The sequence below is a fragment of the Streptomyces kanamyceticus genome (genome assembly GCF_008704495.1).
GTDB classification, from domain to species: Bacteria; Actinomycetota; Actinomycetes; order Streptomycetales; family Streptomycetaceae; genus Streptomyces; species Streptomyces kanamyceticus.
The window spans coordinates 9989158-10005158 of record NZ_CP023699.1; the positions used below are offsets into that span (position 1 = coordinate 9989158).

The window sequence follows — 16001 nt, forward strand, 5'->3', positions numbered from 1 at the left end:
TCGTTCGCGGTTGGCCGTTACGGGCCTGGTTGGTGGAAGGAAACTCTGGTGGACTCGGTGAACATGACGGGTGCGACGGGCGAGGCCGATGCGGCGGGTGCGTATGCGGACCTGGTGTTTGTGGGCGGGCAGGTGGTCACGGTCGACGCGGAGTTCTCTGTCGCCTCGGCCCTGGCGGTGACCGGCGGGATCATCGGTGCCGTCGGCGGACGCGACGACATCGCGCCGCTCATCGGACCGGACACCCGCGTCATCGACCTGAGAGGAGCGACGCTGCTCCCCGGCATCAACGACTCCCATCTGCACGGTTGCGCGTTCGGCATGGCGACGCCCCCGCTCTCCCTCGACCTGAGCCATCCCACGGTGTCCTGCCTGGCGGACGCGGCAGAGGCGGTACGCGTGGCTGTGGGACGAACGCCGAAGGGGCAGTGGACAACGGGGCACGGCTGGGACACCGGCTACCTCGCCGAGTGCGTCGCCGACCCCGCCCGGCAGCCCTCGCGGCACGACCTCGACGCGGTCAGCCCCGACCACCCGGTCGTCCTGTACTCCTTCTCCGGGCACGCCACCTGGGTCAACTCCAAGGCACTGGAGCTGATCGGCATCGACAGGAACACACCCGCGCCGCCCGGCGGGGCCATCGTCGTGGACGGGACGGGGGAGCCGACAGGACTGCTCCACGAGGGGGCGCAGGCTCTGGTGCAGAACGCGCTGCCACCGCTGAGCAAGCAGGAGCGCACCGACGCGGTCCGAGCGGCCCTGGCCGAGTGCGCGCGCCTCGGCATCACCAGCTACACCGAGCCGGGACTGGGCCCCGGCGGCGACGGCATCATGCGGGGCGCGCTCGGCGCGCAGACCCTGGAGGTCTACCGAAGCCTGCTGGCCGACGGCGAACTGACCGCCCGCCTCGGCGTACTGCTCCTGCCCACCGGCATGGCCGGCACCGCGCAGGAGTTCGCCGACTCGCTCACCGAACTGACCGCCCCGGGAACGACGAGGACGCGGATCCGCGCCGTCTGGCGATCCACGGGGTGAAGGTCTTCGCGGACGGCATCGTGCCCAACAAGACGTCCTGGATGCACGAGCCCTACGTCGGCGGCGGCTGCGGCTCCCTGTGCGTGGGCGGGGAGAGCGACGACGAGCGGACCGCCGAGATCGACGCCATCATCCGCCACGCCCATAGCGCCGGGTACCAGCTGGGCGTCCACGTCACCGGCGACCGGGCCTGCGACACCGTCACGGACGCCTTCGCCGCGGCACTGGCCGCGCAACCGCGCCCCGACGCCCGCCACTACGTCATCCACGGCGACTTCCTCACCGCGCACAGCATGGAGGTGCTGGCCGCGCACGGTCTCGGAGTCAACATGAACCCCACCATCAAATGGACCGTCGCGGACATGGAGGAGGAGTTCGTGGGCGCCGACCGCGCCGCGTACGCGTGGCCCTACCGCGACGCCCTGGACGCCGGTGTGCACGTGGCGAGCGGCTCCGACGCCCCGGTCACCCACCCGGACTGGAGGCAAGGGGTGGCCACGATGGTGCTGCGCGAGTCCAAGGCCGCGGGCCGCGTGAGCGGCCCCGAGCAGCGCATCACCCTGGCCGAGGCGATCCGCACCTACACCATCGACGCGGCATGGCAGGACTTCGCCGAGGACTGGAAGGGCTCCCTGGAGCCGGGAAAGGTCGCCGACCTGTGCGTGGTGGAGGGGGACCTGCTCACCACGGACCCGCACGACATCCCCACCATGCCCGTCCTGCTGACGGTGATGGACGGGCGGGTCGTGCACGACGCCCTCCGCGATTGACGCCGCCGCCGCTCATGATCATCCTTTGGGGATGGCAGCGCGACGGAACACGGCAGACATCCTGGACGCGGCCGTCCACGTACGGGACGCCGCCCGCAGCGCCACACACGGCGCGGGCGGCCTGGACAGGGTGCTCGTGGCGCTGTCGCAGGTGATCGAGTACGACCACGCCTCCCTGGCCCGATGGGACGCGCGGCGCCGGTGCCACACCACCCTGGCCGGGAGCTACCCGGACGAGGCCACCGCCTACATCGAGACGAGCCTGCACCAGGACCCGGTGTTCGCGGTGCTGAGCAGCCCCACCCGGGGCGGCCTCTGGCTCAGGGACGTCCCCGCCCACCTCCTGGACGCCTCCCCGGGCTTCCAGGAGGTGCTGTCCCCGCTGGGCATCGAGGACGGCGTGGCCCAGTGCCTGTTCGCCGCCGACGGCAGCTACGTCGGCATGCTGAACGTCAGCACCCGCCGGATCCGGCACACACCGGATCCGGCGCGGGCCGTGGTCGCCCTGCTCACCGAGACCCTTGCGCAGGCCGTGGCCCCCGGGCCACCGGAAGGGCGGCCCGGCGGGCTCTCGCCGCGCGAACTCCAGGTGCTTGCCGAACTGACCACCGGCCGCACCAACCGGGAGATCGCCCAGCGCCTGTTCATCACGCCGCGCACCGTGGGCACCCACATCGAACACATCCTGGCCAAGCTCGACCTGCCCAACCGGGCGGCGGCCGCGGCGCGGGCGGCGGCGTGGGGCATCGAACCACCGCCGCCGTGACCGCGACCGGTGACCTCAGTCCGTGAACCCCTCGGCGCTCAACGCCTTCTCGATACGGGTCCGGTGCTGCTCCTCCCAAGCGTCGAGGGACTGGTTCTCCTCGTCCGCGAGCTTCGCGCGGGCGGCGGTCAGTACCTCGTCCTGCCGGACGGCGGGTGTGACCACGACGCCCTCCTCGTCGCCCACCACGACGTCCCCGGGACGGACGAGCACGCCGCCGCAGCGCACGGGCTCGCCGAGTGCCCCGATGGCCTTCTTGGTGCCCGGGATCGGGATGACACCGCGGGCGAAGACGGGGAAGCCCGCTTGCCGCACCTCGCCCAGATCCCGGATCACGCCGTCGGCCACGAAGGCCGCGACACCGCGCCGCTGCGCGACGGCGCACACGTTGCCCCCGGCCAGTGCGTGGTCCACGTCGCCCGACTCGACGACGATCACCGAGCCGGGCGCGGCGCGGTAGATCGCCGCGTGCAGCATGAGGTTGTCGCCCGGCGGGCACCGCACGGTGAAGGCGGGGCCCGCGATGCGAGGCACCGGCTGCCACAGCGGGCGGATGCCGATGTCCATGACCTGGTCACGCCCCAGCAGGTCGGCGAGCGTGGTCGTGGGGATCACGTCGAATGCGTTGCCGGTGATGTACTCGCTCATCTGGTTCCTTTCCCCTGTCAGCGGGCGGCCGGTCGCAGACGCACAGGCAGCGACTGGTGGCCGTTGCTGAGCAGGGAACCGAAGGGCAGCAACTCCTCGGCCGGTACGGCGAGTTCGAGCTGTGGGAAACGGTCGAAGAGGAGACGGAGGGCCGTGCTGACCTCCAGTCGGGCGAGCGGAGCTCCGAGGCAGAAGTGGACGCCGTGACCGAAGGCCAGGTGATCCTTGACCGTACGGGTGATGTCGAAGGTGTCCGCGCTCTCCCCGTGCCAGTCGGGGTGGCGGTTGGCGGCCGCGTAGGAGGCGAGGATCGCATCGCCCTGGGGGATGGTCTGGCCGTCGGGCAGCTTGATGTCGGTCACAGCGAACCGCATGGGCAGGTGCCTGACCGCCGGTTCGAAACGCAGCGTCTCCTCGACGGCGTCGCTCCAGTTGGCCTCTCCCGACCGGAGCAGCGCGAGTTGCTCGGGGTGGGTGAGGAGCTGGGTGATCGCCTGGTCGATGACGTTGACGGTGGTCTCGTACCCGGCGCTGATCATCAGCAGCAGGGTGTCGCGCAGTTCGCTCTCCGACAGGGTGCCCGCATCGCCCTCCGCCTCCTCGTCGCGCGTGGTGATCAGGAGCGAGGTCATGTCGTCGCCGGGCGCGGTGCGCTTGGAGTCGATGAGCAACTGGAGGGCTTCGTAGAGCGCCTTGGTGTTGGCCTCGGACTCCTCGGCGGTCAGGGTGGTGTCGAAGACACCGTCGACGACCCGGCGGAAGGAGTCCTGCTGCTCCTCGGGCACGCCCATGAGACGGCTGACGACCGCGATCGGGAGCGGGTAGGCGAGGTGTTCGCGAAGGTCGACGGTCTCGCCGGGCGGGAGGGCTTCGATGCGGTCGAGGATGTCGGTGACGACCGCGTCGATGCTCTCGCTCAGCGCGGTGATGCGCCGGTGGCTGAAGGCGGGGGCGATCATGCGGCGAAGGCGCCGGTGGTCCGCCCCGTACGCGGTGAACATGTTCTCCACCGCGACCCACAGGGCCAGCGGCCACCGTTGGATCACGTCACCGAACTCCGGCCAGTGCGCGCGGGCGTCCTTGGAGATGTCCGGGCTCGTCAGCAGTTCCTTGAGGAGCGCGGGATCGGCGACGGACCAGGCGGTCACGCCGAGGATGTCGACGCGAACCGCCTGGCCGTGGCCCCGCAACCGCCGGTTCTCGTCGTGCGCGCGGGCCCCGGTGGGGTCGAGGATGATCGGCTCGGTGGGCAGGGCCATGGGGCGATTCCCTTCAGACGGACGACTGGGACGAAGTCACATGGAGGAAGAGGAAGATGGAGCCGGATGGAGCCGTTCTGCTCAGGCGGCCGGAGCGGTGTTGGGGAAGACGACCGGCAGCGCGGTGAGCGCCCGGTGGAAGGGACCGGGTCGCCAGACCAGCTCACCGGCGGCCGTGGCGAGGTCCATCTCGGGCAGCGCGTCGAGCAGGTGCGTGATGGCCGTCTCGGCGATCAGGTAGGCGTGCGGGCGCGCGGGGCAGGCGTGCGGGCCGGTGCTCCAGGACAGGTGGGCGCGGTTGCTGGCGATGCGCTGGCCACCGAGGGCGGGGTCGTTGTTGCACGCCGTCATCGAGATGAGCACCGGCTGGTGCGCGGGCAGCAGGAAACCGTCGACGTCGACCGGGTGCGGCGGATAGCTGATGCAGTAGTTGGCCAGCGGCGGGTCGGTATAGAGCACCGTGTCGAGCGCTTCGCGCACCGAGGAGCCGCCCGCGTGCAGGTCTCCGGAGAACTGGTCGTCGGTGAGGATCCGCAGCACGGTGTTGGTGATGAGGTTGGTCAGCGGCTCGATGCCCGCGCCGTAGAGCGTGACGATCTGGTGGAGCATCTCCACGTCGTCGAGGCCCGCGGAGTGGGCGAGGAGCCGCGAGGTGATGTCGTCACCGGGCTGCCGGTGACGCAGGGCCACCAGGTCGGTGATGGCCTCGGTGAGGATCTGGTTGCCGCTCGCGGCGTCCACGCTGTCGAAGATCTTGGCCATGCCGTCGGCGATGCGGCGGCCCATCTCGTCCGGGCAGCCGAGCAGCGCGCTCAGGACGCGGAAGGCGATGGGCCAGGCGTACTGCGTGAGCAGGTCGGCGCCCTCGCCGTCACGGAACTCGGCGATGGTGGCATCGGCGACCTGCTCGACGAGGCTGCGCAGCTCGTGCTGGTCGACGGCGTCGATCGCGGAGCTGTTCGCCGACCGGTAGCGGGTGTGGTCGGGACCCGCGGAGCGCAGCGCGTTGGGGCGGTGCTCCATCATCGGGCGGACCGGGCAGGTCGCGGGGACGGACTGTTCCCACACCCGCGGGTCGGCGGGGAACCGCAGCGGGTCGTTGAGGATGCGCCGGGCCTGGGGGTAGCCGATGACGAGGGTCGCGGGGACCCCGGGGATGAGGTCCACCGGGACGAAAGGACCGAACTCGGCCCGCATCCGCGCGTACGCGGCGTGGGGATCGGCCGCGAACTCGGCTTCGTGCAGGGCGATCCGGCGCTCGGCGACCGTGTCGGTCATGGTCGGGCTGGTCACGGGCGGGGCTCCAAGACGGGTGCGTGCAGTTCGGACAGGTACTCGCAGAGAGTGATCAGGGCCAGGACGCTGGAGGTGCCCTCGCGCGCGTCGCACGTCGTGAGCGGCGTGTGCGGGTCCAGGTCCAGGGCCTGCCGGATCTCGTCCAGCTGGTAGTACGGGGCGCCGTCGAACAGGTTGATCGCCACGGCGTATGGCGTGCCCTGCTCCTCGTGCAGTTCGAGGATCTCGTGGGAGGCCTCGAGGTTGCGGGTGTCGACCAGGACGAGCGCTCCCAGGGCGCCCTCGGTCAGGCCCGCCCACATGGGGCGGAAGCGGCCCTGGCCGGGGGTGCCGAACAGGTAGAGGACCAGGGCGTCGCTGAGGTGCAGCCGGCCGAAGTCCATGCCGACGGTCGTGGTCGTCTTGCGCGGGGTGCGCTCCAGGTCGTCCACCCCGGCGCTGGCCTGGGTTATCCGCTCCTCCATGCGCAGCGGCGGGATCTGGGAGGCGCTGCCCACGAACGTCGTCTTGCCGACGCCGAAGCTCCCCGAGATCACGATCTTCGCGGACCGGGTCACGCCGGGCGGCACATAGATGAGGCCTTCAGACGAGGGCGCGGAGACCACGCAGTACCTCCTGGAGCAGATCGGTTTGGGGTTGGTCGTCACCGGCGGCGACCGGGTGGGTCAACAGGCCCGCGTCGATGAGGGAGGAGACGAGGATGCGGACGGTGGAGGGCGGGAACTCCAGGGCGGCCGCGATGTCCGCGACCGCCAGGCCACCGCCCCCCGCATGGGTGAACAGGTTCATCACCCGCCGCGCGTCGGCGCTCAGGCCCTCGCTCGACCCGCTCGCGGCGAGCAACACGGTTTCCACGCGCACATCCGGATGGGCACGGACCCGTCCGTCCGTACGGACGTAGGGTCTGACCAGGTCCGGGTCCCGCCGGGGCCCGCTCACGTCGTCGGCAGGCCCAGCGCGGACGGCTCCCGCGGGGCGACCTTCATCTCATGACCGACACGCTGGGCCAGCTCCAGCATGTGATGGGTGATCAGGCCGATGTCCGCATCGGGTCCCGTCGTCTGCACCGACAGCATCGTGTTGCCCCCGGCCTGGGTGATCAGACCCACGTGATTGGTCAGTTCGATCAGGGCCTGCCGCGTGCCCCCGCCGCCGGTCTCCTCGTCGTAGGCGAGCGCGGCGGCACGGACGGCCGCGGTGATCGCGGCGAACTTCTCCGCGTCGTCCTGCCCGATGTCCGCCGTGCGGGAGTGCAGCAGACCGTCGGAGCTCATCAACACCGCGTGCCTGACGCCCTCGAGGGATCCCAGTGATCGGTCCAGCAGCCAGCCAAGTTCGTTGCCGGTGGTCACGGTCAGGCTCCTTCGTGCGTGGTGGTCGGGTCTTCGGTGCGGGCGCTGCGCGTCCCCTTCGCCCAGGCGGCGGCGATGGCGGGGCGGCCCGGCGCCGGGGCCTGGCCTTCCCTCGGCGGGGTCGGCGCGTTCACGGGAGCGGACCTGCGCGACCGGACGGCGAGACCGCTCGCGGTGGTGCGCTTGGGGGCGACCGGCTCGGCGGCCTGTGCGGCGACGGGCTCTTCGGCCTGCGCGGCGACGGGCTCGGTGAGAGTCGCGGCGGCAGGCTCCGTGCGCGGCGGACGGACGGGCGCGGCCGGGACCGTCGTGGTCAGCAGGCTCTTGGGAATGAACATGTACACACGGGTACCGCCGAACGGATTCGGGGCCTCCAGGTCGATGCGGAATCCATAGTCGGCGGCGAGCGCCGCGGCGGCCCGCAGGCCGGTCTGCGGATGCGCGCCGAGCTGGTTGATGTCGTCGCGCTGAACGCCCGTCAGGATCCTCCTGGCCCAGGTCAGCTGCTCCTCGTTCATTCGCAGACCGGCGTCGTCCACGATGACCGAGACCCCGTGATGGCCCTCCTGGAAGGCGACGTGCACCCGCGCGGACGAGGGGGAGTAGCGGACCGCGTTGTCCAGGAGCACGGCGAGGGCGTGCACGACGGGCCCGACCGCCCGGCTCGTCACCGTGACACCGAGCTCCTGGTGCTCGACGCGCTCGTACTCCTCGATGCTGCCCATGGCCGCCCGCACCACATCGGTCATCGGGGTGGCGGGCCAGCGACGCGACAGCTTGCCCCCGGACAGGACCACGTAGTTCTGGGCGACGAGCAGCATCTGCTGCGTGGGGTGATCGATGCCGACCAGCGTCTCGTACGCCTCGTCGCCCTCGTGCCGCCGCACACCCTGACTGACCCGCTGGCTCAGCTTCGACGCCATGCCCACCATCGCGGAGGACACGGCACGCACCGCGGCCCTGCTGGACGCCTCGGCGCTCTCGCGCGCACGGGCCACTTCCTCCTGCGCGGTCTTCTGCGCCTCGGAGATCTGGGCGCTCGTGCTGCTCTGCGCGTCGTACTGCACCTTGCGCACCGTGTGGGCCGCCGAGTCCGCGAGCTCCGCGAGACGCTGCGCGAGCACCGTGTTCACCAACGTCTCGGGCAGCTCGATGTCGACGCCATGGCCCGTGCCCGCACGCTCCGCCTCGGCCCCCAGTCGAGGAATCACGCCGCCCGCGAGCTGTGCGAGCACGTGCTCGGCGGCGCGCTGCTGCCTGGCGATCTCCTCGGCCTGGCCGCGGAGACTGTCGCTGGTGGCACGCTCACCTCGGTACTGGTCCCAGAACCGCCAGGCCGCACCACCGGCGGCCAGGGCCAGAACTGAGGGCACCACGGTGGTGGCCTGTATCAGGTCTGTCATTCACGTCCTCTACAGATCTCAAAGGGGGCGACGCGTGTTTCGACGTGGGTGCCAACTGCGCGGCATGCTTTTCGGCCAACTGGAGCACGGAAAAAAGCCAGTTGGACGTCGCTCGTAAACGATATCTTGTCGCGCCCACCGCTCGGTGAACCGGATGCCCCGAAGCGGTGTGGGACAAGGCCTGACGGCGGTCAACTCCCAAGCGGGCGCGGGGTTCGGGGCCATCGGAAACGGTCGAATTGGTCGAAGCGGTCTTTGACGCCTCCTCGGCACCGTCCGAAGAGGACATAAATCGACTCGCGGGCACCCTCGCGGCATTCCTGCGAGGAAAAGGTGAGAACAACCGCAGGATTCTGTGCCCGTAGCGCTTTACCGGTGAACGGGGCGGCGGCGGAGTTCCGGGGCGGCAAGCCAGACAGTTTGGACAACTGGGCGCGCTTTACCTTCCGTTGGGGAAGCCGAGGAAAGGCGCCCAAAGGGAATGCCGGGCATCCTGGACCGACCGGCGCACATGTCACAGAACATCAACAACGCAACCACCTGACCGGGTTCTCCTCTCTAGCAGTACGGACCGACAGCCCCACCGGCTGACCGCACCCGCCAAGGAGACCTCCGCCGTGACCGTGACCCCCGCTTCCCCGCCCCGCCGTGTGAACGGCCGGTCCACGGGACTCGCCCTCGTAGGGATGGCCCTCGCCCTCGCCGTGCCGACCCCGGCGGCGGCCGTGGGCGGCCAGGCCGGTGCCGCCGCTGCCGGGCCCGTCTCCGTCCTGAAGTTCACCGCCAAGGAGCGCAAGGACGCGCTCGCCTACTGGACACCCGCCCGCATCAAGGCCGTGGGCAAGTCCGTGGACCTCGGCCCGACGGGACCGAAGGCCAAGCCGTGGCGGGGCTCCACCCTGAAGACCGTGGGGCGGCTCTTCTTCGTCAACTCCACCGGCGCCGACACCTGGTGCACGGCCACCGCGGTGAAGAGCGCCAACCGTTCCGCCGTCATGACCGCCGCCCACTGCGTGCGCAGGGGCTCCTCGCCCTACAACACCAACATGTCGATGGTGTTCGTCCCCGCCTACCACAAGGGCAAGATGCCGTACGGCGCGTTCGCGGTCCGGCAGGCCGCGACCCCGCGCGCCTGGGAGACGGACTCCACCGACGACCTGTCCGCGCTGACCGTCGACACCGACAAGAGCCGCCGCAAGCTCACCGATGTCGTGGGCAGCCAGGCCATCGCCTTCAACCGTCCCGTCGGCGGCGCCATCTCCTCCCTCGGCTACTCCGCCACCCGCCCCCAGCTGGGCGAGGAGCTCCTGCGCTGCGTCGGCACCGCGAAGAAGGAGCACGGCACCCAGATGATCCCCTGCGACATGAGCGGCGGCTCCAGCGGCGGCCCGTGGCTGGCCGACTTCAACACCACCACCGGCAAGGGCGTGCTGGTCTCCGTCAACAGCTCACTGGACTCCCTGACGCCGACCAAGATGTACGGGGAGGTGTTCGGGGCCACGGCCAAGAAGGTGTACGACAAGGCCCAGAACGCCTGACACACCCTCAGGGCCAGGGACCCGCCGCGCAATACGCAGAACTGCGAATCGAGCCGGAACCCGCTCGGCAGTACGGTCGGTGCGTGACGGATCGGGTCGGGGGGGAGCGTGCCATGGAGCCGTTCGCGACAGGCGCAGGGAACGGCGGGTCCGCTCGTACTCCGCGCGGCGGGGCCGCCCGTACTCCGCGTGGTGGGCCCTCCGGTACTCCCCGCGGCGTCACCGGCCGGTTCCGTCCGGCCCACCCGCTCGCCCGGCTGACCGCCGAGTTCGACGGCGTCCACGACGTCTGGCGGTCGGCCACCGGCCTGGTGTGCGTCGCGGGTCCGGACGCCGCCAGGGCGGTGATGGGCAACCGGCACGATCTCGTCGCCGAGACGTCCGACTTCTACCGGACCCGGAACGGCGTGTTCGGGCCACGTGCCGCCCAGATAGAGATCGGCCGTGCCTCCCGCGCGCTGATGAACCGTCACCTCGACGCCCATCAGTCGCACCTGCCCACGCTCATAAGCGACCGCCTCGCGCCGAGCAGCGTCTGGCCCGACGCCGGAAACCTGCTCGTCCTCGCGCACCTGCGGGACGTACTGCTGCACCGCGACACCTCGCCCGCACTGCGCGCGACACTTGAGGACATCGTCACGCGCGCGGTCCTGGCCGGTGCGCGACAGCGCCACTCGGCGCTCTCCCGTCTCCTGTTCCGCCGCCGTGCGCTGGGCGCACTGCACGCCGAAGTGGTCGCCAGGCGGCGCGAGAGGGAGAGGCGGCGGGACGAGCGCGGCACGCAGCGCGATCTGCTCGACGTCGTCGTGGACGGCAGCGGCCCGACCGCGACCCCGGCGGAACTCGCGGAGATCTACCTGTCGTTCCTCTTCGCCACGGTCGGCTCGATCGGGTTCGCCCTCGGCTGGGCGGTCCTCCTGCTCGGCACCCACCCCGACTGCCGTACGGAACAAGCGAATTGGGTCGTACGTGAAGCACTGCGGCTGTGGCCGGTGGCCTGGCTTTTCGCCCGGTCGCCGAACCGGGAGCAGGAGCTCGGCGAGCTGAAGGTGACGCCCAAGGACCAACTCGCCGTGTGCACCTACCTGGTGCACCGGCACCCCGGGCACTGGGAGCGTCCCGACGAGTTCGTGCCCCGGCGCTGGGCGGGCGCCGTGCCGGACGGGGCATACCTCCCCTTCGGCCACGGGCCGCACACGTGTGCCGGGGCGACCGTCACCATGCGCCTGCTCGAGGATCTCGTCGGACTCATCACCCGTGACTGGCAGCTATCGGTCACCCACGACGGTGCCGGGCCCCAGGTGGGCCCGGCGCTGGCTCCGCCGCGTTTCACCGCGGAGCTGCGCCGCCGGGGCATCGGCCCCGGCGGCTCCGGAGGCCCCGGAGGGAGGTGAACCACCATGCGCGCGCTGTACCGCCAGACGAAGTCGGTCCTCAACATCCGACGCCAGTACGAGTACTTCTGGTACCTGTACCACCACATCTGACCGGCCCGGCGCGGGGAACCGCCGAGTGGACGGCTCCCCGCGCTCCACAAGGGGGCGCATGCCATGACCACTCCTCAGCACCCGGACGACTTCCTGCACATGATGCGGATGCGCAGCGCGAGCGAGCAGGGCATCTTCTGGGTCGACGACGAACGGCTCGCCGTGTTCGAGCCGGAGGCCGCCCGCCGCGTCAGCGCCACGAACTGGCACGGGTTCACCATGCACAACCGCCTGATCGACGTGGTGCGCCGCCGCACCAGCCCCGAAATGCCCTGGAGCCGGGTCCGCGCCGCGTGGCTCACCCAGTTGCACACGCTCGCCACGGCGGAGCACCACGGGCGCCTCATCACACGCATGGAGCGGATCATCGACGCGCGGCTCGGCGAGGACGTGGACCTGAGCATGCTCGCCCAGGACGTCGCCGTCCGTTCACTGCTGCCCCTCGCCCTGGCGGGCCTCACCGCACAGGAGTCGGACCTCGTCCGCCGTGACCTGGAGGGCAAGCTGCTGCGCCTGGTCTCGCCCGAACCGGGCAGCACCTGGCAGCAGCTCCGGTTCGTCACGGTCCAGGTGAGGTCGGGTCTGGTCGTACGCCGTGTGCTGCGCCAGCGTGCCAACGGCAGGCGCGGTCGCGAGCCCGACCTCACTGATCCGTTCGTCGACCTGCTGCCCGAACTCGGCATGGACCGCGCCCTGGACGTGGTGACCGCCGTCCTCACCGCCATCGCGGGCCCACCGGGCACCGCCGCCGCGAGCCTGCTGTACGAATTCGCCAGGCAGCCCGAGTGGCGCGCGCGCCTGACCGACGAGCTGTCCGGCGTCGACCCCGCGGCGTTCCGTGCGGCGCCGACGAGCGAGGCGCCCGTGACCCACCGGTTCGTCAAAGAGGTCCTGCGTCTGTGGAGCCCGCCGCTGCTCCTGGTGCGGCGCTCCAAGTACGCGTTCGACCTGGGGCGGGCACGGCTGGGGGCGGGGGAGTGGTACCTGCTGAGCCCGCACATGATTCACCGCGACGAGCGGGTCTGGAAACAGCCCGACGTCTTCGACCCGGACCGCTTCCTGCCCGGCGCACCGCACGGCCCCGCGGACCGCACTTGCTACGTACCGTTCGGGTGGGCCCCGAAGAAGTGCATCGGCGCCAACATCGCCACGGTCCAGCTGATGGCCCTGTGCCATCAGCTGTGCACGCGCTACCACCTGGCCGTGGACCGCCCGCAGGAGGTCACCATGGCCTTGCGCTTCGCGCCCGTACCGGAGAACTTCTACGGACGGCTGACCCTGCGGTAAGCGCGCGTCTCCTCTGTACGTGCGTCGGATGGCTCGGAACTGCTGATTCCGCCATACCCCACCGGGTACCAGAACGGGGCAAGGCCCCACCCGGTCGGGGTGCTTCCGGTTCACGGAATACCCCCCTGGGTATTGCTGTTAGGGTGACTGTCACATACCCCCGGGGTACATCACTCAAGAGGAGTCGCAGCCGTGTTCTTCGTCGACACCCTGGAATTCGAAGGCCTGGGCAACCGCAGCTACCTGGCCGGAGGGCCCAGCGCCGCGGTGGCCATCGACCCACCGCGCGACATCGACCAGGTGCTTGCCGCGGCGGCCAGGCGCGGAGTGCGCATCGCCTACGTCGCCGAGACCCACGTGCACAACGACTACGTCACCGGCGGCCTGGAGCTGGCCCGCGTCACCGGCGCCGAGTACCTGGTGCCCGCCGGGGCACACGTGTCCTTCGCCCGCGTCCCCGTCGCCGACGGCGACACCGTGACGATCGACGAGGGCCTCGCGCTGCGGGCGCTGGCCACCCCCGGACACACCCCGCACCACACCTCCTACGCCCTGACCGACGACGGGCGAGGTGTGGCGGTGTTCACCGGCGGGTCGCTCCTGATAGGCACCGTGGGCCGCCCGGACCTGGTCGAACCGAGGCTGACCGAGCAGCTGGCCCGCGCCCAGCACGCCTCCGCCCACCGGCTGGCAGACGAGCTGGACGACGAGGTCCCGGTGCTGCCCACGCACGGATTCGGCAGCTTCTGCTCCTCATCGCAGGCCGAGGGCGACGCCACCACGATCGGCAAGGAGCGCGAGACCAACGACGCGCTGACCAAGGACGTGGACGCCTTCGTCGCCGACCTGCTCGCCGGTCTCGACGACGTGCCCGCCTACTACGCGCACATGGGCCCCGCCAACGCCGCGGGCCCCGCGCCCGTCGACCTCACTCCGCCCGGGCGCGCGGACGCCGAGGAGATCGCGTCCCGGCTTGCCGCGGGGGAGTGGGTGGTGGACCTGCGCAGCCGCATGGCCTTCGCCGAGGGGCATGTGGCCGGTTCGTTCAACTTCGAGGGCGAGGGCAAACTCGCCACCTACCTCGCCTGGCTGATCCCGTGGGGCAAGCCCGTCACCCTCCTTGCCGGGACACCCGGACAGCTCGCCGACGCGCAGCGGGAGCTGGTCAGGGTCGGCATCGACCGCCCGGCCGCCGCCGCCACGGGTGATCCGACCGACTGGGTCCGCGCAGGTGAGCGGCTCGCCTCCTTCCCGCGGGCCCGCTTCGCCGACCTCGCCCAGGTGCGCGAGCGCGGGGAGCGGGTGGTGGTCCTCGACGTACGCCGCGACTCCGAGCGCGCGGGCGGCTTCGTCGACGGCTCGGTCCACATCCCGATCCACGAGCTGTACGGCCGCGTCGGCGAAGTGCCGCAGGGGACGGTGTGGGTGCACTGCGCCGGTGGGACGCGCGCGGCGATCGCCGCCTCCCTGCTGGCTGCCGCGGGCCGTGACGTGGTCGCCGTCGACGACGGTTTCGACGCCGCCACCGAGGCGGGGCTCACCCTCGCCCGTCCCGGCGACGCGGACTGACCCAGCCCGCCCGTACCCCCCGCCTGTCCCACCTCTCCCCCCCCCGCACGGAGTGATCCACGATGTTCCCGTTCCTTCGCCGCGGCCCCGGCCGCCTCACGCCCCGGCAGGCCCGGCAGCGGACCAGCGGCGGCGAGGCCGTGCTGCTCGACGTCCGCGAGACACCCGAGTGGCAGGCCGGGCACGCGCCCGACGCGCTGCACCTGCCGCTCTCCCGCCTCATGGCCGGGGCGCCCCTTCCCGCAGGAGCGCGGGACAGGCCGGTCGTCACGATCTGCCGCTCGGGCAACCGCTCCCGGCAGGCCGCGAAGCTGCTGGCCGGACGCGACGTCGACGCCACCGACGTCAGCGGCGGCATGACCGCCTGGGCCCGGCAGGGTCTGCCGGTCATCGGTGGGGGCGGCAGCAGCGGTGTCATAGCGTGAGCGTGCTGATCCTGGCCCTGACAGCCGGGGCGGTGGTCGGGCTCGCCCTTGGCGCGCTCGGTGGCGGCGGCAGTGTCCTGGCCGTCCCCGCGCTGATCTACCTGCTCGGCTTCACCCCGGCAGCGGCCACCACCGCCAGCCTCATCATCGTCACCGCCACCTCGCTCACCGCCCTGTACGCCCATGCCAGGACCGGCAACGTCCGCTGGAAATCCGGTGCCCTGTTCGCCGCGGCCGGACTCCTGCCCGCCGCCGCGGCCGGTGCCGTCGCATCCCGCCTGCCACAAGCGCTGCTGACCGCCGTGTTCGCCGCCGTCGCCGCCCTCGCCGCGGTGAGGATGCTGCGGCCGGGCCGGACGGACGGCGCCCGCACCACCAGGGCGCGGCCCGTGTGGGCCGCCGGGACCGGCGCCGGTCTGGGGGCGCTGACCGGGCTGCTCGGCGTCGGCGGAGGCTTCCTCGCCGTCCCCGCCCTCGTCACCGTCCTGGCGTTCGAGATGCAGGCCGCCGTCGGGACCAGCCTGCTGGTCATCTCCGCGAACTCGCTCGCCTCCCTGGCCACCCGAGGCGCCACCGACGCAGGGATCGACTGGACGGTCATCGGCCCCTTCACCGGCGCCGCGATCCTCGGCGCCTGGGACGGCAAACGCCTGGCCACCAAGGTCACCGGCACCGGGCTGCAACGCACCTTCGCCGTCGTGCTCCTTGCGGTGGCCGGCTACATGCTCATCGATGCCTTTGTCTGACCCGGCCCGCAGGGCGGCGGCCCTGCCCCTCGCCCGCAAGGGTCAGGGAGCCGCTCGGGCCAGCGTCCGGGCGCCGCTCAGGCCAGCGAAAGAAACAGCTTCTCCAGACGCGAACGCATCTGCTCCCGGTCACCGGAAGCGGCCATGTCCGCATCGGTGAGGCAGTGCTGCAGACCGGTCGCGATGATCGCGAAACCCGCCTTGTCCAGCGCCCGGGACGCCGCCGCGAGCTGCGTGACCACGTCCTCGCAGTCCCGCCCCTCCTCGATCATCTTGATCACACCGGCGATCTGCCCCTGCGCCCGGCGCAGCCGGTTGACCACCGTCTTCAATTCCTCAGCCGCCATCGCCAGTTCCACAACCACACACTCCCTCGTCGAGATACCCCCGCGGGTATCCTATCGAAGGGGTAACCCCGAT

The 16001-nt window shown here is 71.3% G+C and carries 17 protein-coding genes; 9 read left to right on the top strand and 8 right to left on the bottom strand.

The features are described from left to right. The first annotated feature begins 48 nt into the window (after nt 1-48). From CP970_RS46110 to CP970_RS43210, 3 genes are read left to right on the top strand one after another with little or no spacing between them, the layout of a single operon-like run. Nucleotides 49-1035, top strand: a complete 987-nt coding sequence (locus tag CP970_RS46110) for an amidohydrolase (protein WP_398656816.1) — start codon at nt 49-51, stop codon at nt 1033-1035. Next, nucleotides 1032-1805, top strand: a complete 774-nt coding sequence (locus CP970_RS46115) for an amidohydrolase (protein WP_398656818.1) — start codon at nt 1032-1034, stop codon at nt 1803-1805. Before CP970_RS46110 ends, CP970_RS46115 begins: the two co-directional genes overlap by 4 nt. 31 nt (nt 1806-1836) lie before the next feature. Then, nucleotides 1837-2571 carry a helix-turn-helix transcriptional regulator gene (locus CP970_RS43210; protein ID WP_055546127.1) on the top strand — a complete coding sequence of 245 codons (735 nt, stop codon included), beginning with the start codon at nt 1837-1839 and terminating at the stop codon, nt 2569-2571. A 15-nt stretch (nt 2572-2586) separates the two neighbouring features. On the opposite strand, the gene CP970_RS43215 is transcribed toward CP970_RS43210, so the two are convergent. From CP970_RS43215 to CP970_RS43245, 7 genes are all read right to left on the bottom strand, one after another. Further along, nucleotides 2587-3219, bottom strand: coding sequence for an RraA family protein (locus tag CP970_RS43215; RefSeq protein WP_055546125.1), 633 nt, complete (start codon nt 3217-3219; stop codon nt 2587-2589). Nucleotides 3220-3236: 17 nt separating this feature from the next. Beyond that, nucleotides 3237-4478, bottom strand: a complete 1242-nt coding sequence (locus CP970_RS43220) for a cytochrome P450 family protein (protein WP_055546123.1) — start codon at nt 4476-4478, stop codon at nt 3237-3239. Nucleotides 4479-4559: 81 nt separating this feature from the next. Further along, on the bottom strand, nt 4560-5771 hold the full coding sequence (locus CP970_RS43225) for a cytochrome P450 (RefSeq protein WP_055546121.1): 1212 nt from the start codon (nt 5769-5771) through the stop codon (nt 4560-4562). After that, nucleotides 5768-6379: a GTP-binding protein gene (locus tag CP970_RS43230; protein ID WP_224059065.1), complete on the bottom strand. Its 612-nt coding sequence runs from the start codon at nt 6377-6379 to the stop codon at nt 5768-5770. Before CP970_RS43230 ends, CP970_RS43225 begins: the two co-directional genes overlap by 4 nt. Beyond that, nucleotides 6357-6713 carry a DUF742 domain-containing protein gene (locus CP970_RS43235; protein ID WP_063806057.1) on the bottom strand — a complete coding sequence of 119 codons (357 nt, stop codon included), beginning with the start codon at nt 6711-6713 and terminating at the stop codon, nt 6357-6359. Before CP970_RS43235 ends, CP970_RS43230 begins: the two co-directional genes overlap by 23 nt. Next, nucleotides 6710-7126, bottom strand: a complete 417-nt coding sequence (locus CP970_RS43240; RefSeq protein WP_224059068.1) for a roadblock/LC7 domain-containing protein — start codon at nt 7124-7126, stop codon at nt 6710-6712. Before CP970_RS43240 ends, CP970_RS43235 begins: the two co-directional genes overlap by 4 nt. 2 nt (nt 7127-7128) lie before the next feature. Next, nucleotides 7129-8529: an ATP-binding protein gene (locus CP970_RS43245; RefSeq protein ID WP_055546117.1), complete on the bottom strand. Its 1401-nt coding sequence runs from the start codon at nt 8527-8529 to the stop codon at nt 7129-7131. A gap of 617 nt (nt 8530-9146) precedes the next feature. On the opposite strand from CP970_RS43245, the gene CP970_RS43250 reads away from it, so the two are divergent. The 6 genes from CP970_RS43250 (at nt 9147) to CP970_RS43275 (ending at nt 15581) form a co-directional block, all read left to right on the top strand. Next, entirely contained in the window at nt 9147-10067 is a 921-nt protein-coding gene (locus tag CP970_RS43250) for a trypsin-like serine peptidase (RefSeq protein WP_224059070.1), read from the top strand. Between the two features lie 113 nt (nt 10068-10180). Beyond that, the gene (locus tag CP970_RS43255; RefSeq protein WP_079043396.1) at nt 10181-11461 is read left to right on the top strand and encodes a cytochrome P450; all 1281 of its coding nucleotides are present in this window, start codon (nt 10181-10183) and stop codon (nt 11459-11461) included. Nucleotides 11462-11617: 156 nt separating this feature from the next. Then, nucleotides 11618-12841, top strand: coding sequence for a cytochrome P450 (locus CP970_RS43260; RefSeq protein WP_150494688.1), 1224 nt, complete (start codon nt 11618-11620; stop codon nt 12839-12841). A gap of 192 nt (nt 12842-13033) precedes the next feature. Continuing rightward, a complete protein-coding gene (locus CP970_RS43265) occupies nt 13034-14410 on the top strand; it encodes an MBL fold metallo-hydrolase (protein ID WP_055557201.1) in 1377 nt (458 codons plus the stop codon). A 62-nt stretch (nt 14411-14472) separates the two neighbouring features. Beyond that, nucleotides 14473-14835: a rhodanese-like domain-containing protein gene (locus CP970_RS43270; protein WP_150494690.1), complete on the top strand. Its 363-nt coding sequence runs from the start codon at nt 14473-14475 to the stop codon at nt 14833-14835. Continuing rightward, on the top strand, nt 14832-15581 hold the full coding sequence (locus tag CP970_RS43275; protein ID WP_150494691.1) for a sulfite exporter TauE/SafE family protein: 750 nt from the start codon (nt 14832-14834) through the stop codon (nt 15579-15581). The genes CP970_RS43270 and CP970_RS43275 overlap by 4 nt, the downstream gene beginning before the upstream one ends. A 77-nt stretch (nt 15582-15658) precedes the next feature. Here CP970_RS43275 and CP970_RS43280 read toward each other — a convergent pair whose 3' ends face one another. Further along, nucleotides 15659-15940, bottom strand: a complete 282-nt coding sequence (locus tag CP970_RS43280; RefSeq protein ID WP_024127252.1) for a metal-sensitive transcriptional regulator — start codon at nt 15938-15940, stop codon at nt 15659-15661. Nucleotides 15941-16001: the final 61 nt, after the last annotated feature.

Bases quoted from the DNA above. Each gene is read 5' to 3' on its own strand.
- CP970_RS43210 (WP_055546127.1), top strand. From the start codon at position 1,837: ATGGCAGCGCGACGGAACACGGCAGACATCCTGGACGCGGCCGTCCAC.
- CP970_RS43215 (WP_055546125.1), bottom strand. From the start codon at position 3,219: ATGAGCGAGTACATCACCGGCAACGCATTCGACGTGATCCCCACGACC.
- CP970_RS43220 (WP_055546123.1), bottom strand. From the start codon at position 4,478: ATGGCCCTGCCCACCGAGCCGATCATCCTCGACCCCACCGGGGCCCGC.
- CP970_RS43245 (WP_055546117.1), bottom strand. From the start codon at position 8,529: ATGACAGACCTGATACAGGCCACCACCGTGGTGCCCTCAGTTCTGGCC.
- CP970_RS43255 (WP_079043396.1), top strand. From the start codon at position 10,181: ATGGAGCCGTTCGCGACAGGCGCAGGGAACGGCGGGTCCGCTCGTACT.
- CP970_RS43260 (WP_150494688.1), top strand. From the start codon at position 11,618: ATGACCACTCCTCAGCACCCGGACGACTTCCTGCACATGATGCGGATG.
- CP970_RS43270 (WP_150494690.1), top strand. From the start codon at position 14,473: ATGTTCCCGTTCCTTCGCCGCGGCCCCGGCCGCCTCACGCCCCGGCAG.